29 protein-coding genes are annotated in these 22,214 nt (G+C 66.3%); 17 read left to right on the plus strand and 12 right to left on the minus strand.

Annotation, left to right across the window (positions count from 1 at the left end; translation table 11 throughout):
* The first annotated feature begins 69 nt into the window (after positions 1 to 69).
* Positions 70 to 1,266, plus strand: coding sequence for an MFS transporter (locus QA600_RS18875; RefSeq protein WP_278293474.1), 1,197 nt, complete (start codon positions 70 to 72; stop codon positions 1,264 to 1,266).
* A gap of 133 nt (positions 1,267 to 1,399) precedes the next feature.
* Positions 1,400 to 1,873 carry a universal stress protein gene (locus QA600_RS18880; protein ID WP_278293475.1) on the plus strand — a complete coding sequence of 158 codons (474 nt, stop codon included), beginning with the start codon at positions 1,400 to 1,402 and terminating at the stop codon, positions 1,871 to 1,873.
* Positions 1,874 to 1,906: 33 nt separating this feature from the next.
* On the opposite strand, the gene QA600_RS18885 is transcribed toward QA600_RS18880, so the two are convergent.
* Entirely contained in the window at positions 1,907 to 2,632 is a 726-nt protein-coding gene (locus QA600_RS18885; protein WP_278293476.1) for a glycerophosphoryl diester phosphodiesterase membrane domain-containing protein, read from the minus strand.
* A gap of 135 nt (positions 2,633 to 2,767) precedes the next feature.
* A complete protein-coding gene (locus QA600_RS18890) occupies positions 2,768 to 3,913 on the minus strand; it encodes a TRC40/GET3/ArsA family transport-energizing ATPase (RefSeq protein WP_278293477.1) in 1,146 nt (381 codons plus the stop codon).
* Between the two features lie 216 nt (positions 3,914 to 4,129).
* Between QA600_RS18890 and QA600_RS18895 the strand changes: the two genes are divergently transcribed.
* Entirely contained in the window at positions 4,130 to 4,381 is a 252-nt protein-coding gene (locus QA600_RS18895; protein ID WP_278293478.1) for a hypothetical protein, read from the plus strand.
* Between the two features lie 101 nt (positions 4,382 to 4,482).
* Here the strand turns inward: QA600_RS18895 and QA600_RS18900 are convergent, their stop codons facing one another.
* Positions 4,483 to 5,583, minus strand: a complete 1,101-nt coding sequence (locus tag QA600_RS18900) for a pyridoxal phosphate-dependent aminotransferase (protein WP_278293479.1) — start codon at positions 5,581 to 5,583, stop codon at positions 4,483 to 4,485.
* A 121-nt stretch (positions 5,584 to 5,704) separates the two neighbouring features.
* Here QA600_RS18900 and QA600_RS18905 point away from each other — a divergent pair, with 121 nt between their 5' ends.
* Both QA600_RS18905 and QA600_RS18910 read left to right on the plus strand, forming a co-directional pair.
* Complete coding sequence (locus QA600_RS18905; protein ID WP_278293480.1) at positions 5,705 to 6,223, plus strand: CinA family protein; 519 nt, start codon at positions 5,705 to 5,707, stop codon at positions 6,221 to 6,223.
* Between the two features lie 102 nt (positions 6,224 to 6,325).
* A complete protein-coding gene (locus QA600_RS18910; protein WP_278293481.1) occupies positions 6,326 to 6,811 on the plus strand; it encodes a metal-dependent hydrolase in 486 nt (161 codons plus the stop codon).
* A gap of 3 nt (positions 6,812 to 6,814) precedes the next feature.
* Here the strand turns inward: QA600_RS18910 and QA600_RS18915 are convergent, their stop codons facing one another.
* Positions 6,815 to 7,687, minus strand: a complete 873-nt coding sequence (locus QA600_RS18915; RefSeq protein WP_278293482.1) for a hypothetical protein — start codon at positions 7,685 to 7,687, stop codon at positions 6,815 to 6,817.
* Between the two features lie 118 nt (positions 7,688 to 7,805).
* Between QA600_RS18915 and QA600_RS18920 the strand changes: the two genes are divergently transcribed.
* The 4 genes from QA600_RS18920 to QA600_RS18935 all read left to right on the plus strand — a co-directional run bounded on the left by QA600_RS18920 (position 7,806) and on the right by QA600_RS18935 (position 10,508).
* Entirely contained in the window at positions 7,806 to 8,093 is a 288-nt protein-coding gene (locus QA600_RS18920; protein WP_278293483.1) for a DUF5789 family protein, read from the plus strand.
* A 5-nt stretch (positions 8,094 to 8,098) separates the two neighbouring features.
* Positions 8,099 to 8,797, plus strand: a complete 699-nt coding sequence (locus tag QA600_RS18925) for a CPBP family glutamic-type intramembrane protease (protein WP_278293484.1) — start codon at positions 8,099 to 8,101, stop codon at positions 8,795 to 8,797.
* A gap of 56 nt (positions 8,798 to 8,853) precedes the next feature.
* Positions 8,854 to 9,318 (plus strand): DUF302 domain-containing protein, encoded by a 465-nt coding sequence (locus tag QA600_RS18930; RefSeq protein WP_278293485.1) that lies wholly within the window; start codon positions 8,854 to 8,856, stop codon positions 9,316 to 9,318.
* A gap of 107 nt (positions 9,319 to 9,425) precedes the next feature.
* On the plus strand, positions 9,426 to 10,508 hold the full coding sequence (locus tag QA600_RS18935; RefSeq protein ID WP_278293486.1) for an AI-2E family transporter: 1,083 nt from the start codon (positions 9,426 to 9,428) through the stop codon (positions 10,506 to 10,508).
* A 77-nt stretch (positions 10,509 to 10,585) separates the two neighbouring features.
* Here QA600_RS18935 and QA600_RS18940 read toward each other — a convergent pair whose 3' ends face one another.
* Positions 10,586 to 10,741, minus strand: a complete 156-nt coding sequence (locus QA600_RS18940; protein ID WP_278293487.1) for a hypothetical protein — start codon at positions 10,739 to 10,741, stop codon at positions 10,586 to 10,588.
* A 54-nt stretch (positions 10,742 to 10,795) separates the two neighbouring features.
* Positions 10,796 to 12,154 carry a DNA repair protein NreA gene (gene nreA / locus QA600_RS18945; protein ID WP_278293488.1) on the minus strand — a complete coding sequence of 453 codons (1,359 nt, stop codon included), beginning with the start codon at positions 12,152 to 12,154 and terminating at the stop codon, positions 10,796 to 10,798.
* A gap of 150 nt (positions 12,155 to 12,304) precedes the next feature.
* On the opposite strand from nreA, the gene QA600_RS18950 reads away from it, so the two are divergent.
* From QA600_RS18950 to QA600_RS18960, 3 genes are all read left to right on the plus strand, one after another.
* The gene (locus tag QA600_RS18950; protein ID WP_278293489.1) at positions 12,305 to 12,484 is read left to right on the plus strand and encodes an HVO_2753 family zinc finger protein; all 180 of its coding nucleotides are present in this window, start codon (positions 12,305 to 12,307) and stop codon (positions 12,482 to 12,484) included.
* Between the two features lie 2 nt (positions 12,485 to 12,486).
* Positions 12,487 to 12,753, plus strand: a complete 267-nt coding sequence (locus QA600_RS18955; protein WP_278293490.1) for an elongation factor 1-beta — start codon at positions 12,487 to 12,489, stop codon at positions 12,751 to 12,753.
* A 117-nt stretch (positions 12,754 to 12,870) separates the two neighbouring features.
* On the plus strand, positions 12,871 to 14,154 hold the full coding sequence (locus tag QA600_RS18960; RefSeq protein WP_278293491.1) for an MFS transporter: 1,284 nt from the start codon (positions 12,871 to 12,873) through the stop codon (positions 14,152 to 14,154).
* Between the two features lie 42 nt (positions 14,155 to 14,196).
* On the opposite strand, the gene QA600_RS18965 is transcribed toward QA600_RS18960, so the two are convergent.
* The 3 genes from QA600_RS18965 to QA600_RS18975 form a co-directional block, all read right to left on the minus strand.
* The gene (locus QA600_RS18965; RefSeq protein ID WP_278293492.1) at positions 14,197 to 15,207 is read right to left on the minus strand and encodes a tripartite tricarboxylate transporter substrate-binding protein; all 1,011 of its coding nucleotides are present in this window, start codon (positions 15,205 to 15,207) and stop codon (positions 14,197 to 14,199) included.
* A gap of 176 nt (positions 15,208 to 15,383) precedes the next feature.
* Complete coding sequence (locus tag QA600_RS18970) at positions 15,384 to 16,058, minus strand: RNA ligase partner protein (RefSeq protein WP_278293493.1); 675 nt, start codon at positions 16,056 to 16,058, stop codon at positions 15,384 to 15,386.
* A gap of 48 nt (positions 16,059 to 16,106) precedes the next feature.
* Entirely contained in the window at positions 16,107 to 16,547 is a 441-nt protein-coding gene (locus tag QA600_RS18975; RefSeq protein ID WP_005560025.1) for a hypothetical protein, read from the minus strand.
* Between the two features lie 92 nt (positions 16,548 to 16,639).
* Here QA600_RS18975 and QA600_RS18980 point away from each other — a divergent pair, with 92 nt between their 5' ends.
* Together QA600_RS18980 and QA600_RS18985 are read left to right on the plus strand one after the other, a co-directional pair.
* Positions 16,640 to 17,032 carry a zinc ribbon domain-containing protein gene (locus QA600_RS18980; protein WP_278293494.1) on the plus strand — a complete coding sequence of 131 codons (393 nt, stop codon included), beginning with the start codon at positions 16,640 to 16,642 and terminating at the stop codon, positions 17,030 to 17,032.
* A 68-nt stretch (positions 17,033 to 17,100) separates the two neighbouring features.
* Positions 17,101 to 18,219 (plus strand): RNA ligase, encoded by a 1,119-nt coding sequence (locus QA600_RS18985; RefSeq protein ID WP_278293495.1) that lies wholly within the window; start codon positions 17,101 to 17,103, stop codon positions 18,217 to 18,219.
* Here the strand turns inward: QA600_RS18985 and QA600_RS18990 are convergent.
* The 3 genes from QA600_RS18990 to QA600_RS19000 all read right to left on the minus strand — a co-directional run bounded on the left by QA600_RS18990 (position 18,209) and on the right by QA600_RS19000 (position 20,661).
* Positions 18,209 to 18,706, minus strand: a complete 498-nt coding sequence (locus QA600_RS18990; RefSeq protein WP_278293496.1) for a DUF3995 domain-containing protein — start codon at positions 18,704 to 18,706, stop codon at positions 18,209 to 18,211. The two genes, QA600_RS18985 and QA600_RS18990, sit on opposite strands and share 11 nt — an antisense overlap.
* 62 nt (positions 18,707 to 18,768) lie before the next feature.
* Complete coding sequence (locus tag QA600_RS18995; protein ID WP_278293497.1) at positions 18,769 to 19,455, minus strand: MBL fold metallo-hydrolase; 687 nt, start codon at positions 19,453 to 19,455, stop codon at positions 18,769 to 18,771.
* 42 nt (positions 19,456 to 19,497) lie between these two features.
* Entirely contained in the window at positions 19,498 to 20,661 is a 1,164-nt protein-coding gene (locus QA600_RS19000) for a cystathionine gamma-synthase (RefSeq protein WP_278293498.1), read from the minus strand.
* A 126-nt stretch (positions 20,662 to 20,787) separates the two neighbouring features.
* Here QA600_RS19000 and QA600_RS19005 point away from each other — a divergent pair, with 126 nt between their 5' ends.
* Genes QA600_RS19005 through QA600_RS19015 form a run of 3 tightly spaced genes read left to right on the plus strand, consistent with a single transcriptional unit; the run spans position 20,788 to position 22,101 of the window.
* A complete protein-coding gene (locus QA600_RS19005) occupies positions 20,788 to 21,096 on the plus strand; it encodes a 50S ribosomal protein L21e (protein ID WP_005560014.1) in 309 nt (102 codons plus the stop codon).
* Positions 21,097 to 21,102: 6 nt separating this feature from the next.
* Complete coding sequence (locus QA600_RS19010; protein WP_278293499.1) at positions 21,103 to 21,459, plus strand: RNA polymerase Rpb4 family protein; 357 nt, start codon at positions 21,103 to 21,105, stop codon at positions 21,457 to 21,459.
* Between the two features lie 45 nt (positions 21,460 to 21,504).
* A complete protein-coding gene (locus QA600_RS19015; protein WP_278293500.1) occupies positions 21,505 to 22,101 on the plus strand; it encodes a DUF655 domain-containing protein in 597 nt (198 codons plus the stop codon).
* Positions 22,102 to 22,214 lie beyond the last annotated feature (113 nt).

The following is a 22,214-nucleotide window of genomic DNA, read 5'->3' on the forward strand; positions in this document are numbered from 1 at the left end:
GACTCGAGAACACCGGGCCGTCCGCCGGTTCCGTCACGGTAAAGCGGCCCGGTCGGAAAGCCGCGGTCGATGGATCGGTCATACTGGCGAACGGTCTTGCTGATCGCGCTCTGGCAGGTCGCCGCGAGCGTCTGTTACTACACCGTCTTCGCGGCGACGCCCTTCTTCCGCGCGGAGTTTGGCCTCTCCAGGTTTCAGGTCGGGTTCGTCGTCACCGCCCTGACGCTCGGCTACGCAATCTTTCTGCTCCCGGTCGGGGCGCTGATCGATCGCTTCGGCGAGTACCGCTCGCTCGTGCTCGGACTCGTCGGACTCGCCGCGGGCGCGACGTTCGTCGCTGGCGCGCCGTCGGTCGCCCTGCTGCTCGTCGCGGCCTTCTTCCTGGGTTCGGCGTACGCGAGCGCGATCCCGGGGACTAACAAGGCCGTCTACGACAACGTCGAAGCGGGACGGCAGAACCTCGCGGTCGGGATCAAGCAGGTCGGGGTCACCGCCGGCAGCGGGATCAGCGCCCTGCTCGTGACCGGGCTGGCGGGCGTGCTGTTCTGGCAGGCCGGCTTTCTCGTCGCCGCTGGCTTCGGCCTCGTCGTCGCCGCCCTCTTCGCGGTGCTGTACGACGGCTCCGGCGGCGGCGGAACCGCCGAGTACCCCGACTTTCGGTCGCTCTCGAGGAACCGGCCGTACCGCTGGCTGGTCGCGGCGGGCTTTTTCCTCGGCGCGGCGCTGTTCACGACGACCGGCTACACCGTCCTGTTCGTCGAGGAGGAGGTCGGCGCCTCGGTCGCCTTCGGTGGGATCGTGCTCGCGACGGTCCAGCTGTTCGGCAGCGCAGGCCGGCTCGCGACCGGCTGGCTGAGCGACGCGCTGCCGGGCGATCCCCAGCATCGAATCGGCTCGATCCTGATCGTCCAGGCCCTCGCCAGCGCTGTTCTGTTCGCCGTCGTCGCCGCGACCTCGAGCCCGATCGGGTCCGCGGTCGCGTTCGCGGCGCTCGGCTTCTTCGTCCTCGGGAACACGGGCGTCTACTACTCCTGTATGGCGACGCTGGTCGGCAGCGAGGAGATGGGCGGGGCGACCGCGGGCGGACAGCTCGCGCTGGTCGCCGGCTCGATCGTCGCCCCGCCCGCGTTCGGCTACCTCGCCGACGTCGTCGGCTACCGGGCCTCGTGGTGGCTGCTGGGCGCCGGCTGCGTCGTCGCCGCGGGACTGCTGGTCGTTGCGGTCCGGAGCGACCCGCCCGTCGACGATCCCGCGATGGACAGGTGATACGGATCGTTGTAGCGTTCTACCGGTGATCACTCCGGCCGGGACGGCGATCACCGGCAAAGAACAACAACGGTCCGTACGAGCCCGAGCCGAAGAACGAACCACTATGGGCTCGGCGGGCGAACCCCCAGCTATGTACCGCGTTCTGTTGCCGATCGACAACAGCGAGCCCCGTGCTCGAGCCCAGGTCGAGGCCGTCCTCGAGTTACCCCACGCGACCGACGAGATCACGGTCGACGTCCTCCGCGTCCACGAGGGGGTATCGGGTCCCGACGCAGAGTGGGCCGCGGGCGGGTTCTCCGAGGAGTACGCCGAGCAGATGGACGAGAACCTCCGGAATCGGACGAAACTTCCCAACGCCGTCGATACCGCGACCGAGCTGCTCGAGGCGAACGACGTCGACTACGAAGTTCACGAGTCGGTCGGCGAGCCCGCCGAGACGATCCTCGCAGCCGCTACGGAGCGCGACAGCGACGCGATCGTTATCGGGCTCCAGAAGCGCTCGCCCGTCGGGAAGGTGCTGTTCGGCAGCGTCGCTCAGGGCGTAATTCTCGACAGCGATCGCCCGGTGACGACCGTTCCTGCGGCCGAAGAGTCCGAGACGTAGTGGCTGGGTGCGAGGGCGGACCGAGCACCCCTCCTACCAGTGAGCATCCGCTGCGTTCGTTCGAGTCTCGTCCCCCGTCGATCCCCACGGGTCGTCGTCTCGATCGGTCGACCCCGACTCGGAATCCGGACGGTTCTCGAGGTAGACCCGAGCGTACGACAGCTGGACGATCGGCGAGACGATCGCCGTAACGACGGCACTGATGGTAGCGACAGCGACGACCGATTCGAACGCCACGCCGACGACTCCAGCGACGATCCCCGTCGAGAACAGAGCCAGGAACGCGAGCACGGAGATCCCGAACAGTTTCAGCAGGTTGCCCTTGGCAACGTTCCAACTCGTCTCGAGCCCGCCGAGCGCGTTCTCGTCGTCGATCACGATAGCGGGGAAGGCAAGCGAGAGCCGAATCGCGAGATAGATCCCGGGGAGGATCAACAGGAGAAGCCCGATCGTGACCGCCACGAAGTAGATCAGCGTCGCACCGACCAGTGACAGCAGCCGTCCGAGGACGTGGCCGACCTCGTCGCCGATCGACGTTGTCACTTCCCGGACTTCGGCGTACGCGTACCGGTGAGCAACAGCGTCGGCGACGATAAGCAACAGGAATCCCAGCAGGCCGAACAGGAACGAAACCTCTCCCAGCCCGTCGACGAGCCCGACGATCAGGAACAGGAGTATTAGTTCCGGGTTGCGTTTGAGCCAGCCGAACGCCTCGGCCATCGTGTCGACGGAATTCTTCCGTTGGGGTCTCGCTGTCATCGAACCTGTATTTCTACGTAGTTTAGAAAAATCGCACGGTCGCCAGGACGGGTACCGTGTCGGGAGCGGACGCCCCACCTTCGTATCGGAGTCGAAGGGTGCTCGACGGCCGGACCCGCGGAGTTCGCCAGGGGCCTACCGCAAGCAGGCCGCGACGACCTCGAGCATCCCCTCGCCCTGGACCTCGTCGGCGAACAGCGGCACTCGGCGGACGTCGGTGCCACGGAACAGCTCCTGGGCCTCCGTCAGCGCCGACTGCTGGACGTCCCAGCGGCGCTGACAGAACTCGCAGCGCTCGAGATCGGGCTGCAGGAAGTCGCCCTCGACGTCGTCGGTGACGTCCGACAGTGGTTCCATCACGCGGTTGACGACGACGGTGCCGACCGGAATCCCGAACTCCTCGAGCTGTTCGCGCAGTCGCTTTGACTCGAGGACGCTCATCTCCTCGGGCACGAGCACGATCCGGAAGTCCGTCCGTGCGGGATCCCGCAGCGCGGCCCGGAGTCGTTCGATGCGCTCGCGCAGCTCCTCCAGGTTCTGCAGGTCCGGCTCCTCGTCGGGCATCTCCTCGCCGCCGAACATTCCCTTCATCCCGTCGAACATGCCGCCGATTCGCTGGCGGAATTTCATGATGCGGCCCATCATCGTATCCATGAGTTCGGGAAGCTGGAGCAGACGCAGGGTGTGGCCCGTCGGCGCCGTGTCGACGACGACCCGTTCGAACCGATCGTCGTCCAGGTACTCGAGCAGCAGCTGCATCGCGGCGGCCTCGTCGGAACCCGGCATCGGCCCGCCCAGCAGCGACTCCATCGGGGAGTCCTCGCCGAACATTCCCTCGAGACCGCCGAACATCCCGCCTCCCTCGCCCTGTGCTTGCGCCTGTGCGGCGAAGCCGGCGTCCTCGACGGCGGCCTCGGGGTCGATCTCGGCGGCGTACAGCGGGATATCCTCTCGAATCCGGCCCGGCTCAGACGGGATCTCCGTCTCGTAGGTGTCAGACAGCGAGTGGGCCGGGTCTGTCGAGACTACGAGCGTCGAGACGCCCCCGCGGGCGCTGTCGAGGGCTGTCGCGGCCGCCATCGTCGTCTTCCCGACGCCGCCCTTCCCGCCGTAGAGCACGTAGTCGGGCCCCTCGATATCGTCGTCGGATGGATGGACGGAGATCGTCTCCCTCTCGTCGACCGACTCCGTCGGCGTCACCTCGACCCTGTTCGCGTCCTCGTTGCTCTCCGTCGAGTCCTCGCCCGCCTCGTCGACCGGCTCGACGTCGATTCCGCTCATGCGGTCCGGTTTCCGGTGCGCACACGAGTACCCGTCGGTCTCGAACGAGGAGTCCCGTGAGTCGACGACGCATGAACCATACTAACACAGCTACTTCGATATAAGGTATTGAGGGTATCCTTATCTATATATCCATATTAGTAGCAGGATTTAATGCCGATGGCAGCGTCGGGACACGTGTCCGAAGCTGGTGGTGGCGCTTCGAACGTCCCGATCATGAACGCACAACTCGCCGAACCCCGACCCGACGAATCGACCACGAACGACCTTCCGTTCCCCTACGACGGCGACGAACGGGGACTGACCCTTCCGCAGGCGAACGCCCGGGGCGTCCTCCGACCCGACGACCCGACCGGTGCGGTCGGCGCTGCCGGTTCGACGGACTGTCCCGACTGCGGCGGCGAGACCGTCAACGGCGCGGGCCTATTCGCGTGTGCGGACTGCGCCTGGAGCGGCTCCCTGCGGTAGACGACCGAGTTTTTCTGCGGTACTCGAGCCCTCGGAGCGACAGCCTCGAGATGTGGCTACCGCATCTATTCTCCAATAGGTAGTTGAATTAGATAAGGTGTCTATTCGAAGTACGCCGCGAGCCGCTCCGCAGCCTCCGAGACGTGGGGCGTAACGAGGGCGAAGCGAAGCCACTCCGATCGCGAATCGCCGAACGCCTCGCCGGGCATCCCGGCGACGCCGGCCTCGTCGATCAGCCGCTCGACGTTCTCGAGGGTACCCGGATAGCCGTCGAAGCGGGCCATCACGTAGAACGAGCCCTGGGGTGTGGTGTAGTCGGCATCCGTGGCCTCGAGCGCGTCGGTGAACGTCTCGACGCGCTCGGCCAGCAGCTCCCGGCTCTCCTCGTAGTACTCCGGTTCGGTCTCCCTGAGCGCCCGAAGCACCGCGTACTGTGGGGGGCGGCTGCCGGCGACGTTGACCAGCATGTGTCGACTCTTGGCGTTCTCGACGAGCTCCGGGGGAAAGATCGCGTACCCGACCCGGAGCCCCGTGATCGCCATCGACTTCGAGAAGGCGTTGGTGACGATCCGGTGGTCGGAGTCGACCCCGAGCGCGGAGGCAAATCGTCCCGAGAGGTCGAAGTGGTCGTACACCTCGTCGCTGATCAGCAGGGCGTCGTACTCCTCGGCGATCTCGACGAGTTGCCGAATCGTCTCCTCGGGGTAGACCGCTCCCGTCGGGTTGTTCGGCGAGTTGACGACGATCGCGGCGGTCTCCTCGCTCGTCGCTTCGCGGACGTCGGCCGGATCGAGCTGGCCCGCTTCGTCGGCGGCGACGAACCGCTGGGTACCCCCAAGCATCGTCGTCTTTCCGGGGTAGTAGGGGTAGACGGGATCGGTCAGCACGATCTCGTCGCCACGGCCGCGCTCGAGGGCCCGCGCCATCGCGAGGTAGTTCGCCTCCCCCGCGCCGTTGGTGACGACGACCTGCTCGACGTCGACGTTCCGTCGGCCGGCGATCTCCTCGCGCAGCTCTCGAAGTCCCTCGCTGGGCGGGTACTGGAACTGGTCGGGCTCGAGGTCGGCGTACTCGTGTAGCCCCTCCCGCAGCGCCTCCGGGGGCTCCCAGTCGGGGTTCCCGCTGACCATGTCGATGACGTCCCGGTCGGCCCGGTCGGCGTACTGCATCACGCGAAAGAACAGCGGCGTCTCGTACTCCATGCGGGTCACTGGGTGCTCGCACATCGTCGTTCTTTCGTCGCGCGTCGAGGTCGGCTCTCGAGGGGGATGTCCCGGCGGTGCAACCCTTCCTTTGAAACCGGCCTGGCTCCTCGAGTCACCCATGAACGACGACATCGATCGCGAGCTCCCGATGGACGTCGCCGACAGGATGCGGGACGCAGGCGACAGCCTCGCCGTCGCCGAGTCCTGTACGGGCGGGCTGATCGGTGCGGCGATCACTGCGGTTCCGGGAGCCAGCGACTACTTCGACTCGGGGCTGACGACCTACGCCTACGACGCCAAGCGCCGCCACCTCGGGGTCAGTCGCGAGGCCTTAGATGAGTACGGCGCCGTCTCGGAGCCGGTCGCCCGCGAGATGGCCCAGGGGATCCGCGACGTGGCGGATACGACCTGGGGGGTCGCGACCACCGGCGTTGCCGGGCCGACGGGCGGTACCGAGGACGACCCGGTCGGAACGGTCTACATCGGCGTCTCCTACGCCGGCCCATGGGGGTCCCAGTCCTCGTTCACGAACGTCTCCCGGTACGTGTTCGACGGCGATCGTGCAACGGTGCGAGCGAAGACCGTCGACCGGGCGCTCGAGGACCTGCTCGCCGCCGTCGCGGAAGTGCGGGAGTAGCGATCGCGCGGCGAGCGGGAGACGGTGAACCGCGGCGAATCCTCACCGAAGCTGACCGTCCTCGAGAGAAAACTATTCGAGGGTCCCCCCGCGACGTCCCCTATGAACAAACGGGGCCACGTGCTCAACGCCGTCCTGTTGAGCGTCGGGCTCGGGATCCTGCTCGAGCCCGCGGGGGATCTGGGGACCCTCGAATCGGTCGTCGCAATCACGGTCCCGGTGACGCTGGGCGCGCTCTTCCCGGACGTCGACACCGCCTTCGGCCGCCACCGCAAGACGCTACACAACCTTCCCGTACTCGGCCTGTTCGTCGCCTTCCCGTTCGTCTTCGGCAACCTCCACTACGTCTGGATCGGCGTGTTGACCCACTACGTCCTCGACGTGACGGGCAGCAGACGCGGCATCGCGCTGTTTTACCCGCTCTCGAGCCGGGAGTTCGACCTACCGACTGGGGTCCCGGTCAGCAGCGGCCGGACCGATCTGGTAACGCTACTCGTAACCGGACTCGAGCTCGCGGTCGCCGTCCTCCTGCTCTACGAACTTCCCCGTCGCGGATTCGACGTCGCGGAGCTGGGGCTCTGGTTCTGAGAACTATCGGCGGTTCGGCGTCCACTCCTCGCAGGCGTCCATGCCCGTCATCGCCTGCTCGTGGCGGGTGCAGTAGGGAACCATCTCTCCCGTCGAGCGAGCGCGGGCGTACTCGAAGTCGCCGCAGTTCCCGCAGTAGCGGTCCGTCGGCGCCCGGGGTCGGTCGTCCCCACCGTCGATCAGTTCGGCGTCGGTCCCCTCGACGTCGGTCGCGGGTGCGGCAGTCTCGATCGGGCCACCGTCCCGGCGAGCGTCGGTCCGGGGCTCGATCTCCCCGTCGGGTTCGGCGCCGAGAACGCCGATCCCGCCGAGTCCACCGAGTCTATCCGCGTCGTCATCTGTGGGTCGCTCCACGATCGTCCGGTTGTGGCGGGTGACGTTCAGCTCGAGGGCCCCGCCGGGGTCGTTTCGGGTCTTGAAGTTGACCACGCCGACGAACAGACACCACACCCCGGCAAACAGTCCGAGCAAGTAGACCGCGGCGACCTCGAGTGTTAGATCTGCACCGACCCCGCGCCAGTGGTACGGGTAGGCGAGCCAGAACAGCGCGACGCCGAGCAGGCAGAGCCCGACGCCGGCCGCACCGATGGCCCGGACGCGGCGGCTCGCCGGCAGGACGAGAAGGAGTCCGACGAGGGCGGCCGGAACGCCGATTCCGGCGAGGGCGCCCGCGATCCGGACGGTCGCGTACTGGATCGCCATCTCCCAGTCGGTGAGCGCGGCGACGGCCCCGTCGAGGAGTTCGGTCGCCGCGACGACGACGCCGAGGACGGCGAGGGCGGCCCCGACGGCGACGAGCGCCGTTCCCGCGTGTCGCCGTCGGCGACCCGGCCCCGCCCGCGCGTCGCCTCGGTAGACTTCCGTCAAGCTGGTCATGAACGTATAATTGAGTTTCAGCCACAAAACAATAACGTCAGACATAAGTCAGATAATAGAGCAGTAAAGCACCCGCGGAAACGAAAGGTTGAATCGCCGGGCTCGAAAACTCCCGGTCATGAGCGACGACGAGGAAGAAGACGAGCCCGCCGTCGAACTCGGCGACCGAACGCCCGTCGAGGGAGCGCCACTAGCCCGCATCAGTTCGCGGCTCTTCTGGCCCAAGGAAAAGAGCGAGATCGACCGCCTCGAGGGTGACAGCGTCATCCGAACGCCCGACGGCCCACGTGAGCTCTCGACGGTGCTCGAGGAGATCGACGAGACCTACTTCCAGCGCCACCAGGAGTTCGAGCGCCACGTTCGCTCGGTCATCGGCACCGGCCCGGTCCCGACCGCCGAGGAGTAACCACCGTGTCGGCCGAGGGCGAACAGAGCGGCGTCGACTGGCTTCCGGACCGGCTCGACGGGCTCAGCTGGTTCCAGAAGTCGCTGCTGACCGGGGCCATCCTCACTCTGTTATGGATGCAACTGGTTCCCGGCGAGCTCGAGCGTCGCGTCGTCGTCGACTCGATCCTGCTGATCGGCGGCCCGCTCGTTCTCGGGCTGACCCACGGCAACCACATCGGCTGGAACGTCAACCGAACCGCCGTCCGCAACGCCGTCTTGCTCTCGATTTTCGTCCTGCCGTTCTATCTCGTCGGGTCGACGCTGCCGACGATTCGGGCCTTCTACCCGATGTGGGAGACCTCGGCCGCACCCGGCGAGTTCGTTCCCCACGCGATCCAGCTGTTCGCGCTGGCGCTGGCCGCCGAGACCTACTACCGGGGACTGCTCTGCGTCGGCGTCCGGGAGATCGGGTTCAAGGCCGTCCTGATCAGCCCTGTCGTCTACATGATCCACCACATGTCGAAACCGCCCCTCGAGTTTCTGCTGTCGGGGCCGACGGACGTGCTGTTCGGCGCCGTCGACTACAAGTCGAACTCTATCCTCCCGTCGGTGATCGCCCACGGCGCCGGGCTCGTCCTGCTGGACTGGCTAGTCCTGCACGATCCGCTGTTCGACCCGACGCGCTTTCTCCAGTATCTCGAGTGGCTGCCGATCCCGATCTGAGAGCCGCGGCAGCCGCGACGGTGGGGCTTTAGTGGCTCCCGACCGACGGTACAGGTATGAGTCTGCCAATCGATCCGGCCGAGATCGATCCCGAGGACGTCGGCGAGAAACAGGCCGTTCTCGAGATGGACCACGAGGAGGCGATCGAACACGTCCGCGAGGTCTGCGAGGAGGTCGGGTTCGGAATTCCCGTCGAGTTCTCCCCCTCCGAACTCCTGAACGAAAAGGTCGACGCCGACCGGGACCCCTACTACGTGCTGGGGGCCTGTAACCCCGAGATCGCGGACCGGGCGCTCGACCAGACGATGCGGATGGGCGGGCTCTTCCCGTGTAACATGATCGTCTGGGAGGAGGAGCCGGGCCGCCAGCGGGTGTATCACCTCTCGATCATGAAGATCGCGCGGCTGCTCGATATCGCTCCCGACAACGAGGAGTGGGCCGACATCGTCGACACCACGGGCGATCTCACCGTGGAGGCCTTCGAGAAGTTCGACTCCGTCGACGCCGAGACGGCCCACTGAGCCGGCTCGAGACCGTACCGTGTCCGACGACCGCACGACGGCCGTCGGACTTTACATTAGTATTCTTGAAGGTCAAGATTTACATACATTCATGGCATGCGTAGCGTATGGACGTCAGAACCACGTTCTTCGCCCTCCTCCTGTTTGCCCTCGCGGCGGTCACGACGCTCATCCTCGCGCCGCTGTTGCAGTACGTGCTGGCGGCCGGGTTGCTCGCGTTCGTGCTCTACCCCGCCCACGAACGCCTCGAACGGCGGATCGGCTCTCGGCCATCGGCGCTCGTCCTCACTGGGGTCGCCATCGTCGCCGCGGTCATCCCGATCCTCTATCTCTCGATCGTCACCGTCCAGACGGTATTTTCCTTTCTGAACCGGTTCGACGAGGCGGCCGCCATCGAGACCGCCAGCGAGTGGGCGATCGGACTCGGGATCGATCCCGAACTCGTTGCGGCGACCCGCGCGCAGCTGGTCGCGGAGGTGAACGGGCTGTTCGACAACGCGGTCGACGTCATGCTGGGAGAGCTGGTCGGGCTGGTGGACGCGAGCATCCGACTGAGCCTCGGGCTGTTGGTCCTCGTTTTCCTGCTGTACTACCTGCTCGCCGACGGGCGGACGTTCGTCGGCTGGCTGGCCGCGGTGGCCCCGCTCGAGGATCGGGTTCGCGACGAGCTGTTCGCGGAGGTCGACGTCGTCACCTGGGCGGTGATCAAGAGTCACGTCTTCGTCGCCGTCGTCGAGGGGCTGCTCGGCGGGCTCGGCTTCTACCTGCTCGGCGTCCCCAACGTCGCCTTCTGGACGATCGTCATGGTCGTCGTCTCCTTCCTCCCGGCGATCGGCGTCTGGCTCGTCTGGGGGCCCGCGGTCGCCTACCTCCTGATGACGGCCGGCCCGCTTCCGGGGATCGCGCTGTTGCTGTACGGACTCGCCGTGCTCTCGGTCGTCGACAACTACCTGCGGGCGATCTTTGTCGACCGCCGTACCGGGCTCCACCCCGCAGTCGTCCTGATCGGCGTCATCGGCGGCATCTACCTGCTCGGAATCATGGGCCTGTTCCTCGGACCCGTGTTGCTCGCCGTGTTCAAGGCCGGACTGAACGTCTTCAACGAGACCGCGCTTACGGCCGACGACGTCCGCCTCGAGTCGACCTCTCGAGACGTTCCCGGTGCCGATCCCGGGACAGCCGACGACTGACCTCTGATCGGTGAACCGGATCGACAGGTTCGAGCGCCGATTCCTGACCGGCTAGTCGCCGTCGACGAAAACCCGGACTACTCCTCCTCGAGTTCGGCCAGTCGCTGCTCCGCGTCGTGTTGGATGTACCCCGAAACCACCGCGAGAACGACGACGACGAAAGCGGGAACCCCAACGAGAAGGACGAGTATCGCCAGGATCGGGACGAGGTCGGGACCGAGGAACGGAAGCATGAGTCGTCTACGTTCGGCGTCCGCTTAGAGGAAGGGGTTTCGGAATCTCGCGACTCAGCCGTCGGTGCTCGAGAAGCTACTCAGGTTCGACTGCAGCCCCGCGGCGAGTTCGGACTTGCGCCGGAGCCGGGCCGCAGAGATCGGTAGCTGGGGCGCGAGACCGGCGACCGCGTCGTGGAAGGTTTCGGCCTCGCCGTACTCGTCGGCGAGACCCTCCCTGCCTTCGAGGGATAGTTCGCTGGCCTCGCCCGGGACGCCGTCGAAGGCGTTGCGGACGCTCTCGCGGACCTGCCAGACGCCGACGGGCGCCCAGTAGTGGTCGCTGACCTCCCGGAGCACCAGACACTTCGCCTGCCGGCCGATCGACTCGAGGTACTCGAGGACGCCCAGGCGGGCGGCGTAGTAGGCGCCCGCGGTCTCCTCGACGTAGCTCGTCCGCCCCTCGTACCCCTCGCTTGCACTCTGGAGCCAGACTCCGTCGTCGGGGTTGGGGTTCCAGATACTCCCGGGAGCTTTCATCTCGACGAGTTCGAACTCCCAGCTCCCGGGGGCGAGCACGATCCAGTAGCGGTTGCCCATGTACTCGTTGACCCGCACCTGGACCTCGTCGATACTCGGCTCGTTGCGGATGCGACCCCGCAGGAACTGCCCGACCGTGTCGTCGACGGCCGTGATCGACCACCGGGTCGGGACGAGCCGACGCTGGTCGCGCTCGCCGAGCGCGCCCGCCGAGAGGATCGAGTTGATCTCGTAGACGTCGAACCCGCGCCGGTAGAGGTAGGTCATCGCGCCCTGGGCCTGCCAGTCGTCGTCCTCGAGGGTCTTCTTGACCGGGCGCGGAACGTGAGGGTTCTCCCGCAGTTCGGCGTTCCGGGCGTTCGCGCGTGGACCGCGGGGGGTCGCGACGTCGGTCCCCGGCTCGATGCCGAGATCCGGTTTGTCGTCGAGGCCGATCTCGAGGTCGACTGGGCGGTCGGCGATGGCGACCTCCCGCTGGACGCCGACGAACCCGTTCCAGCTGTCGTGGACGGTCGGCGCCAGCCGACTGGCGATACTCGGGGAGTCGACGTTCGCCCGCTTGTTCGAGTTCAGAAGTCCGGTCCGGCGCTGGAGCACGTCGTCGATCCCGTACCCCTGCCGGTACCAGTCGCCGTCCGTGACGTACTCCTCGGCCGCGCCCTCGTCGCCGACCGGCGAAAGCACCCCGATCGGGATATCGGGGTAGTTCGAGCGCCCGACGAAGATCGAGGGTGCGGTCGACCCCACGAGGCTGTCGCCCGACAGCGCCCGCTCGAAGTTGCGTTCGAACTCCTCGAGGTGGTCGGTGATCGCGTAGGACTTCTCCTTCGCGAGCCGGCGTCGCTCGGCCTCCTCGTCGGGCTCTAAGCTCTCGATGTAGTCGTCGAGGCGCATTCGACGAAAGTTCGTCCCACACGGGTTTGAATGTTGAGCTCGACTCGATCTCCTTCGACGGTAGCAGGCGAGACGATCGCCTCGAGCGTGGTTTCGCCCAGTGAGTTCGACCTCGCAAGGGTTAAAAACGACGGGCAAAAAGGAAGAGGTATGAGTACGACGGACGGGCAGGACAGACGCTCCTGTGTCTCCTGTGGAATCAACATCGCGGGCACGAACGCCGCCGCGTTCAAGTGTCCCGACTGCGGCACACGCGTCTTCCGCTGTGCCAAGTGTCGCAAGCAGAGCAACCTCTACGAGTGTCCCGACTGCGAATTCACCGGACCATAACAATGGGAAAAGTCGCTGCCAAAATCAAGGTCATGCCGGACAGCCCCGAGATCGACCTCGACGCGCTCCAAGAGCGCCTCGAGAGCGCTCTCCCCGAGGGTGCCAAGATCAACGGCGTCGAGCGCGAGGACGTCGCGTTCGGCCTCATCGCCCTCTACCCAACCGTCATCGTCCCCGACGGCTCGGGCGGTACGGAAGCCGTCGAGGAGAACTTCTCCGAGGTCGACGGCGTCGAGAGCGTCGGCGTCGAGAACGTCGGCCGCATCTAATCCAACTCGAGCGATAGTCGTTTTCCGACCGCGAACCCGAGAGCGGCCGCGCTCTCGAATCGGCAAGACCGACGGGTCTCCGAACGCTTACTTCACCCCTCGAGAAACCCCTGCCGTGTGAACGTTCTGTCGGACCCGACGAAACGTCGGTGGCTCGCGTGGGCCGCGTTGGCGACCGTCTTCCTGCTAGTCAATCTCCACCGGCTCTCGACGGCCGTCATCTCCGAGGAGCTGACGGTCGATTTCGAGACCAGCGCAGCCCAGCTAGGGACGCTCCACGCCTCCTTCTTTCTCATCTACGCCGCCATCCAGATCCCGACTGGCGTGCTCGCCGACCGGCTCGGCCCCCGCTACGTCGGCTCGATCGGTGGGATCGTCCTGAGCCTGGGCGCGGTCGGGTTCGCCCTGAGCGGGAGCTACCTCGCGGCGTTCGCTTCGCGGGCGCTCATCGGCCTCGGGAGCGGCGTTATCTTCGTCTCGATCCTGCGCTTCTGTGCCAACTGGTACCGCCCCGACGAGTTCGCGACGATGACCGGGCTGACCGGCAGTATCGCGGGTCTCGGGGCGATCCTCGCGACGACTCCACTCGCGGTTACCGTCGGCCAGTTCGGCTGGCGGTCAACGATCCTCGCGCTCGGGATCGTTGGAATGGTCGCCGCGGGCGCCGTCTTTGTCCTCGCGCGCCAGTCTCCTGCCGCGGCGGGCCTCGAACCGATCGAGGGCGTTCCCGAACAGCCCGATATCACGCTCGCGGAGCTGGGTACCCACCTGCGGACGCTCGCGCGGGATCTCGATCAGTGGCTGCTGTCGATCGTCTTCTTCGCCGGCAACGGCGCAATGTTGACTCTCGTCGGGATGTGGGGCGTCCCCTACATCGTCGTCGTCTACGAACTCGACGTGACGACGGCCTCCTATTTCACCCTCCTCGCGTCGGTCGGCGTGTTGCTCGGGCCGACGACGATCGGCTGGTTCTCCGACCGGATCGAACAGCGGCTGCTGCCGATGACCGTCGGGATCGGGCTGTTCGCGGTCGCGCTCGCTGCCGTCCCCGTCTTCGGTCAGCCGCCGCTGGCGATCGTCGCCGTCTCCTATCTGGCCTGCGGGTTCCTCTTCGGTGCCGCAATGTTGTCGCTGTCGGTCGTCAAGGAGCGCTACCCCCCGAGCGCGAGCGGGATCGCGACCGCGACCGTCAACACCGCGGGGTTCGTCGGCGGCACGATCCTGCCGGCGGCGATGGGGGTGGCGCTCGACGCCTACCAGACCGGCGAGACCGTCGAGGGCACCGTCGCGTACACCGAGTTCGGCTATCGGATCGCCTTCGGTATCCTCGCGGCGACGGTCGCCGTCGGCTTCTGCTGTGCGTGCTGGCTCATGGTGCGGGAGCGGGCTCGATCGCAGTGAGAAAAGCGAACGCGGACGGACGTGCCGTCGCGATCGGTGAGGCTACTCGTCGTCTTCGATCTGCTGCTGGAACTCCTCGAAGTCGATGTTCTCCTCGAGTTCCTCGAGTGCGCCCTCCATGTCCGCGGCAGCGTCGTCCATGTCGCCGAACTCGAGGACGTTCCCCGTCTCCTCGGCCCACTCCTCGGCCTCCTCGTGGGTCGCGGCGTGTTCGGTCGCGGCCTCGAGTTCCTCCCGGACGTCCTCCGGCGTTTCGGGCGGTGCGATCTGGGTCTGGCGGAACTCGGTGAGGTAGGCCATGCTGTCGCCGTAGTCGGTGATCTGATCGATCTCGGGGAAGGCGTCGAGCTCGGTGTCCATCAGGCTGACGACCGCCGAGACGTTACCCGACTCCTCGGCCGTGATCGCGGAGGTGTTCGTCGCGATGCCCGCGGGCGCCTCGCCGGAGATGACCGCCTCGTTGACCTCGCCGCCGCCGTCGTAGGGGACGACGTTGTCCCACGCGAGGTCGTAGTCGTCCCGGAGCAGGTAGGCCGCGACGTGGCTGTCGTGACCGACCCCCTGGACGGCGAAGTTCTCGAGTTCGCCGTCGGCGTAGGCGTCCTGCAGGTCGGCGTAGTCCTCGACGTCGTAGTCGTCGTTGACGATGATCGTGTAGCCGAAGACGCCGAAGTACGCGATCGGCTCGAACTCGGTCGGCTCCCAGGCCTCGACGTCCTCCATCCGCCAGGCGAACTGCCAGCTGGGGGTGTTGGCCGTCCCGAACGTGTAGCCGTCGTCGTCCTGGCCGTGGAGCCACTCGATACCCAGCAGGCTCGCCGCGCCGGCCCTGTTGTCGATCTCGATCGGCTCGTCGAGTGCGTCGCTCACCAGCGGCTCGAGCTGGCGAGCGTAGGTGTCCGTCCCGCCCCCTTCCGACCACGGGATCATCCACGTGAGCGAGTCCGAGGGAAACTCCCCGTCGCCCGACTCGTCGTCGAGACAGCCCGCGAGACCGCTAAGCGAGATCGCAGACGTTGCACCGATACCTTTCAGAAGATTTCGTCGGTTCACGACCGACCGTAGCCGCCGAAGCGGTGATAAGGGTGGTCGCACCTGCAAGAGTTACAGCTATTTCGTACACGAACGACCATTGATAGAAGTTGCAGACGGACGAGCGTTTGATAGTTCGGCACAAGGGTAGGTATCCCACGGTTTCGGGTGGCACGGTCAGGACGTGAAACTGTCGGTTAGTCGATCGTCCGCTTCGAGCCGGAATCGACGGCCGTGAGGTACTGCTCGAGCAGGTCCGGGAACTCACGCCCGCGGATGTACCGCAGCCCGAAGTCCTCCGTCCAGTCGATGATTCCCCGATCCTCGGTGACGACGCCGGCCTCGAGTTCGCGGGCGAGGATCAGCAGGTCGAAGTCCTCGCGGGAGTCGAGGACGCCGGTGCGCATCGCGTCGCGGTACTTCTCGCGCAGTTCGGAGATCACCGCGTCGACCTCGGTCTTGTGCTCGTGGTCCTTGAGGAGTTCGTCGGTGCTGTCCTCGGCGCGACGAACCGCCTTCTCGGAGACCCGCAGCCCGCGGTCGACCCGCCCGCTCATCTCGTCGACGAAGCTGTAGACGACGTTGGCGGGGATCGAAACGGCGTACCGATCGGGGTGTTTGCGGATCACCCAGGTGTTTAACTTCGAGTAGACCTCCTCGCTCACGCCGCGGGCCTCGAGCATCGTCGTCAGCTCGTCATGGATCGTCGGCGGGACGTAACAGGAGATGCCGAGGTTGAGGCGGGCGTTCGCGATCAGCTCGAGCAGTCGCAACACCGCCTCCTCGAGCGACTCGTCGTCGCGGCGGATCTCCTCGGTGAGGAACAGCGACGTGTCGAGGACGAACCGCTGTTTGAACGCGTCGACGGACATAGTCGGGGATACGTCCTCGAGGGAGAAATAGCTGGGTTCGCAGCCGGATCAGGGTTCGTCGGTGTTCGGCCCCCGGGCCCCGAGGTCGGCCTCCGAGATCATCTCCGCGCTGGTCGAGGAGAGGTCGACGGTGACGTCCTCGTGAACGGCCTTGCTGATCTCGTCGACGTTGCCCGCGAGGACGGTCATGATGTCCTGAGGATCGACGTACATGAGCATGTTCCCGTCCGGCCCCTCGGTGACGAGTTGGAGGTCGTTGAGCACGATCTGGTCGTCCTGGATCGTCGCCGAGACGACCGGCAGCGACTCGGGTTTGCCGGGATCGGTCTCGGTCACCCGACGGATGACGACCTCCTCGAGGTCGATGACGTCCTTGTGCTCGCGGATTCGCTCCGCGCAGGCGACCATGTCGTTGATGACCTCGGTACGACGCTCGTTGCCGTGGTCGCCCTCGAGACAGTGCTGGCAGACGCGGAGTTCGATTCGCATGGCCGCGAGTTGTCGCCGCGTACCGATGAGAATTCCGCTTCGGGACCCCATTCGGAGAGAAAACTTATCCGGAGCGACTCGACACGATCGATATGAGCGTTCACACCGCCCTCCAGGTGATCGGCCTCCTCGCGCTCGCCTACGTGCTGTTCACGGCGTTTTTCGCGCTGGGTCCGATCGGCTGGGTCGCCTTCGGAATCCTGTTCGTCGTCGGCGTCGTGCAGGTGCATCGGGAACGACGGCGAGGCGGGAGCGACGACGGTGCCGGCTGGCCGAACTACTGCACCCACTGTGGGACAGCCCTCGAGTTCGACGCCGACGGTGCCGAGCCCGGGGAGTCGATCCGGTACTGCGGCGAGTGTGGTGCGCCGGTTCGAGCCGAAACGGGGAACGAAGTCGCCAGCTCGACCGTGAACTGTGCCGACTGCGGTGCCCCGAACGATCCAGGTCGAACGACCTGTACCCACTGCGGGCTGGAGCTGTAGCCGGCCCGCTCGTCCGCCCTCCTCGAGCGCCCCGGCAGTTATTTCGCTCGCCGTAGTACTCTTCCATGATGAGTGATACCGAGTACCATCGACCGCTCGGGATCGGCGAATCCGCGTTCGAGGGCCTCGAGGAGCACCTCGAGAACCGCAGCTACGAGGGTCGGGAGTACCGTCACGTTCCAGATTACCGCCGCGGGATCGAGCGAGGGACCGTCCTGATCGGGGGCGAGGTCGTCCGCGGGTTCCCGAAGGTTCCTCGGGCCCTCGTCCTCGAGACCGGGATCCCGACCCAGTTCGAGGATCGAGTCGCCGTCGAGGAGAAGCTCAACGGCTACAACGTCCGGGTCGTCCGCCTCGAGGGCGAGCGGCTGGCGTTTACCCGCAGCGGGATGGTCTGTCCCTTTACGACCCGAATCCTCGAGCGTCTGGTCGATCTCGAGGACCTCTTCGACGACCACCCGGAGGCGATGGTCTGTGGCGAGATGATCGGACCGGAGAACCCCTACACCGCCCACGACTACCCCGAGGTCGACTCGCTCGCGTTTCGAGCGTTCGACTGGCGGGACCGACAGTCCGGCGAGCCCCTCGCCGTCGAGGCGCGCCGCGAGCACTACGATCGGTACGGCGTCCCCCAGACCCGACTGTTCGGCAGCTACGACGTCGACGAGGCCGCAGGCGAAGTGCTTCGGATCGTCGAGGAGCTCGAGGCCGAGAACCGAGAGGGCGTCGTGATGCGCTCGCCCGACGCGACGACGCTGCTGAAGTACACGACGTCGGCCTCGACTCGCAGCGACCTCGCGTACGCGTTCTCGCTGCCGTTCGACTACGGGCAGCCGTTCATGTTCCGACGGCTGTTGCGGGAGGGGTTCCGAACGATCGAGGTCGACGGGAGCGACGAGGACGCCCGCGAGCGCGCCCACGACCTGGGCGAGGCGATCTTGCTGTCGATGCGCGAGGCCATCGACACCGTCGACAACGGAGGGACGGTCGGCGAACGCCACACCGTCCGCGCGAGTTCCGAAACGGTCGAAGCGCTGCTCGAGCACCTCCGCGAACAGGGGCTGACCCTCGAGATCGAGAACGATCGCTGGGAGAACGGCGATCGGGTCCTCACCTTCCGCAAGCGAGTCCAGTCGAGCAACGACAAAATCGAGAACTACCTCGAGGGTCACATCGTCACGGAGTGAACCGCGACTCGCTGCGGGCAGAGGTGCGGGACGAGAACGCTGCCGCACACAGCAGGGCGCCGCCGATGACCCAGACGGGATCCCAGAGGAGCAGGTGTCCCCAGAACCCCTGCGGGTCGATTCCGTCGGGAGCGATGACGCCGACCAGAACGAGTAGCTTCGTCGCGATCCCGATCCCGCCGTACAGCGCCGAGAGGACGCCCAGCCCGCCGACGGCGGCGAGACGCCATCGGAGCGAAACGCGATCTCCCCACGAGCGAACCAGCGAGAGCGCGAGCGCTGCGGGGACGAGTTTCAGGACGCCCGTCGCCGCTACCGTCGCCACGAACCAGGAATCGCGCTCCGCGGCGAGCGAACGGATCCCCTCGCCGAGCGTGGCGAGCCCGACCGTTCCGCCGGCGGCCCAGTAGAAGCTGAGCGACGCGAACGCGACCCACCAGACGGTCGCCGCGTACGCGATCCGTACTGACGCCCGCTCGGGTGACATGCCGAGTCGTCCCTACTCGGGCGGACAGCATAGTCGTAGTCGCACCGAACGCGATCGCCGACCTACTCGTGCAGTTCGGCGTGGATCTCCGCGATCCGCTCGTCGTCGGCCTCAACGTAGCCGCCGTGGAAACAGATCACCTGTTCGACGTCGAGGTCGGCGAGCCGACCGACCGACTCGGCGGCGCGCTCCATCTCGGGCGTGAACTCCGGTTTCGGGCCCGACAGCGGCGCCGATCCGTCGGCGACCAGTGCGTCCCCGGCCAGCAGCAAGTCGTGGTCCGAAAAGTGGACGGAGACGTGTCCCGGCGAATGGCCGGGTGTCTCGACGATCTCCATGGGTCCCGCGACCGTCGACAGTCGGGCACCGTCGACGAGCTCGAGATCGACCCCGACCGAGCGGTAGTCGTCGGCGTCGCCCTTGACTGGCGCCCGCTCGCCGCGGACGTACGGCGCCTCGTGGGGGTGGGTCGCGACGATCGCGTCGGTGTGCTCGAGCAGTTCCGCGAGCCCGCCGACGTGGTCGCCGTCGTGGTGGGTCACCAGGACGCACCAGACGTCCTCGAGCTCGAAGCCGAGCTGGCGGAGGTGGGTTCGGAGCCCGTCGACGGCGCCGGGCGGGCCGACGTCGATCAACGCCAGCCCGCGGTCGGTCTCGACGGCCGTCGGGGTGATCGTCAGCTCGCGGCCGCCGTAGTCGACGGCGATCGGCAGGAGGTAGACGCCGGGGTCCTCGCTGTCGGTGCTCATGGCCGGTGGCTCGAGACGCCGGGACGAAAGGATTGTGGCCGATCAGCGCAGCGTCGATTCGATGGCCGTCTCGAGGTCGGCGATCAGGTCGTCGGCGTGTTCGATTCCCACCGAGACGCGGACGAGGCCGTCGGTGAGCCCGGCCTCGAGTCGCTCCTCGCGGGGGATCGCGGCGTGGGTCATCGGCGCGGGCTGCTCGATCAGGCTCTCGACGCCGCCGAGGCTCTCCGCGAGGGTGAAGACCTCGGTGTTCGAGACGACCTCGCTGGTCTCCTCGAGACTCGCGTCGAGTTCGAAGCTGAGCATGCCGCCGAAGTCGTCCATCTGCTCGCGGGCGATCTCGTGGCCGGGATGGGACTCGAGTCCAGGGTAGTACACGCGGTCGACATCCGGGTGGTCCTCGAGCCAGTCGGCGATCTGCCGGGCGTTCTCGCAGTGGCGATCCATCCGGACGGGCAGCGTTTTGGTCCCGCGAAGGACGAGGAAGCTATCGAAGGGACCCGGCGTCGCGCCCACGGCGTTCTGGTAGAAGCCGAACCGTTCGTCGAGTTGCTCGTCGTTAGTCAGCAGGGCGCCCCCGACCACGTCGGAGTGACCGCCGAGGTACTTCGTCAGCGAGTGCGAGACGATGTCGGCACCCAGCTCGAGCGGGCGCTGGAGGTACGGCGTCGCGAACGTGTTGTCGATCGCACACAGCGCGTCGTGGGCGTGGGCGATCTCGGAAGCGGCCTCGACGTCGACGATCGACATGAGCGGATTGGTCGGGGTCTCGAGCCACAGCAGTTCCGTCTCCTCGCGGAACGCCGACTCGATGGCGTCGAGGTCGGTCATGTCGACGAACGTGAAGTCGATGTCGTAGTCCTCGTACACCTGCGTGAAGATACGGTGGGTGCCGCCGTAGACGTCGTTACCCGTCACGACGTGGTCGCCGGACTCGAGCAGGTTCAGGACGGTGTTGATCGATCCCATTCCGCTGGAGAACGCCCGCCCGTAGTCGGCGTTCTCGAGGCTCGCGAGGTTTTCCTCGAGATCCGTACGCGTAGGATTGCCGGTTCGGGAGTACTCGTAACCCCGGTGTTCGCCGGGGGCGTCCTGCCGATAGGTCGAGTTGGCGTGGATCGGCGTCATCAGCGCGCCCGTTTCCTCGTCGGGTTCCTGTCCGGCGTGGATCGATCGCGTCTCGAACCGGAACTCGTCGTCGCTCATGGTTGGTTCCGCGTCGTCCGGGCAGATTATACTTGTGTTCGGATCGGTGAGTTGGACGCGATGGCCGACCGATCGACTGGGAACGTGCGTTTTATAACTGTCACGAGGTAAGAGGCCCGTACGACTATGCCGAACTCTAATGGACCTCGCCAAGGAACCCGGGACAAGCTCTCGAACAATCCACGAGACCGCGGCGCTTCGCCGCCCCAGCGCGCGATCCAGCAGTACGACGAGGGACAGAAAGTCCACCTGAAGATCGACCCCAGCGTCCAGAACGGACGCTTCCACCCCCGCTTCGACGGTCTCACCGGCGAAGTCCTGGGGAAACAGGGCAACGCCTTCAAGGTGCAGATCACCGACGGCGGCAAGGACAAGACCGTGATAGTCACCGCCGCCCACCTCCGCGCACAGGACCAGGACGAAGTTCAGGTCTGAGAACCGATGACGATCTTCAAAGAGATCGTCGACGAGGAGTTCCTGACCGTCTCGGAAACGAAGGAACTGCTCGCCGACATCGAGACCGAGCGCGCGATGGACGAGGACCGCGAGCTGCGCTACGAGCTCGCGCGAGCGATCGAACACGCCAACCGCTTTGCGGTCCTCGAGCCCGAGGAATCTCGAGAACTCGTCGCGGAGTTACAAGAACTCGAGTACGTCGACGAGCCGACCGCCTACAAGATCACCGACCTCCTGCCCCGCAACCGGGACGAGCTCCGATCGGTGTACGCCCAGCAGCGCTACTCGCTGTCGGGCGACGAACTCGACGAGATCCTCGACGTCGTCGCGAAGTACGCCTGACGGCGGGCCGATTCTTTAAGTGTAACGTCGCCGTAGCCTCGGCCAATGAGCGAAGTCGATAGCGACGAGACGGACGTTCGACGCGCAGTCGTGTTGGACTACCTCGCACACGGGCTCTCCGACGACGGCCGACCGCAGTACGCGAAGTCGCCGGCGGGGTACGCACTGGACGTCGAGGACTTCGGACTCTACCAGGTCGCGTTCGACGAGGACACCCGGCTCACCATCGGGAGCGAGGTCGTCATCGAGCCGGCCGACGAGCGCGACGTCGTCGTCGACTGCCAGGAGGTCGAGTACGGAGCGCTCTCATCGGGTGCACAGACCGAACTCGAGTACGTCGTCGAGGACCTCGTTGAGGAGAACGAGGAGCGGTTCGTCGACTTCTACAACGATGCCCAGCCGATCACGCTGCGGCTCCACCAGCTCAATCTACTGCCGGGGATCGGGAAGAAGCTGCGAAACGGCATCCTCGACGAGCGAAAGCGAAAGCCCTTCGAGAGCTTCGAGGAGCTCTCCGAACGCGTCTCGGGCCTCCACGACCCAAGCGACATCCTCGTCGAGCGCATCCTCGAGGAGCTTCGCGACGACGACCTGAAGTATCGCACGTTCGTCGGCCGCCAGCAGGATCAGAACCAGGAGTGACTTCTCCCACGACTGAAGTCGTGGGCTTTCTCCTCGAACCTCTGTAAAACGAGACCGGCCGCCGGGACGGAGACGGAGTGTTCGACCGGGTGGCCCGAACGGGACGAGGGATA

Source organism: Natronococcus sp. A-GB1, assembly GCF_029688845.1.
Lineage (GTDB): Archaea > Halobacteriota > Halobacteria > Halobacteriales > Natrialbaceae > Natronococcus.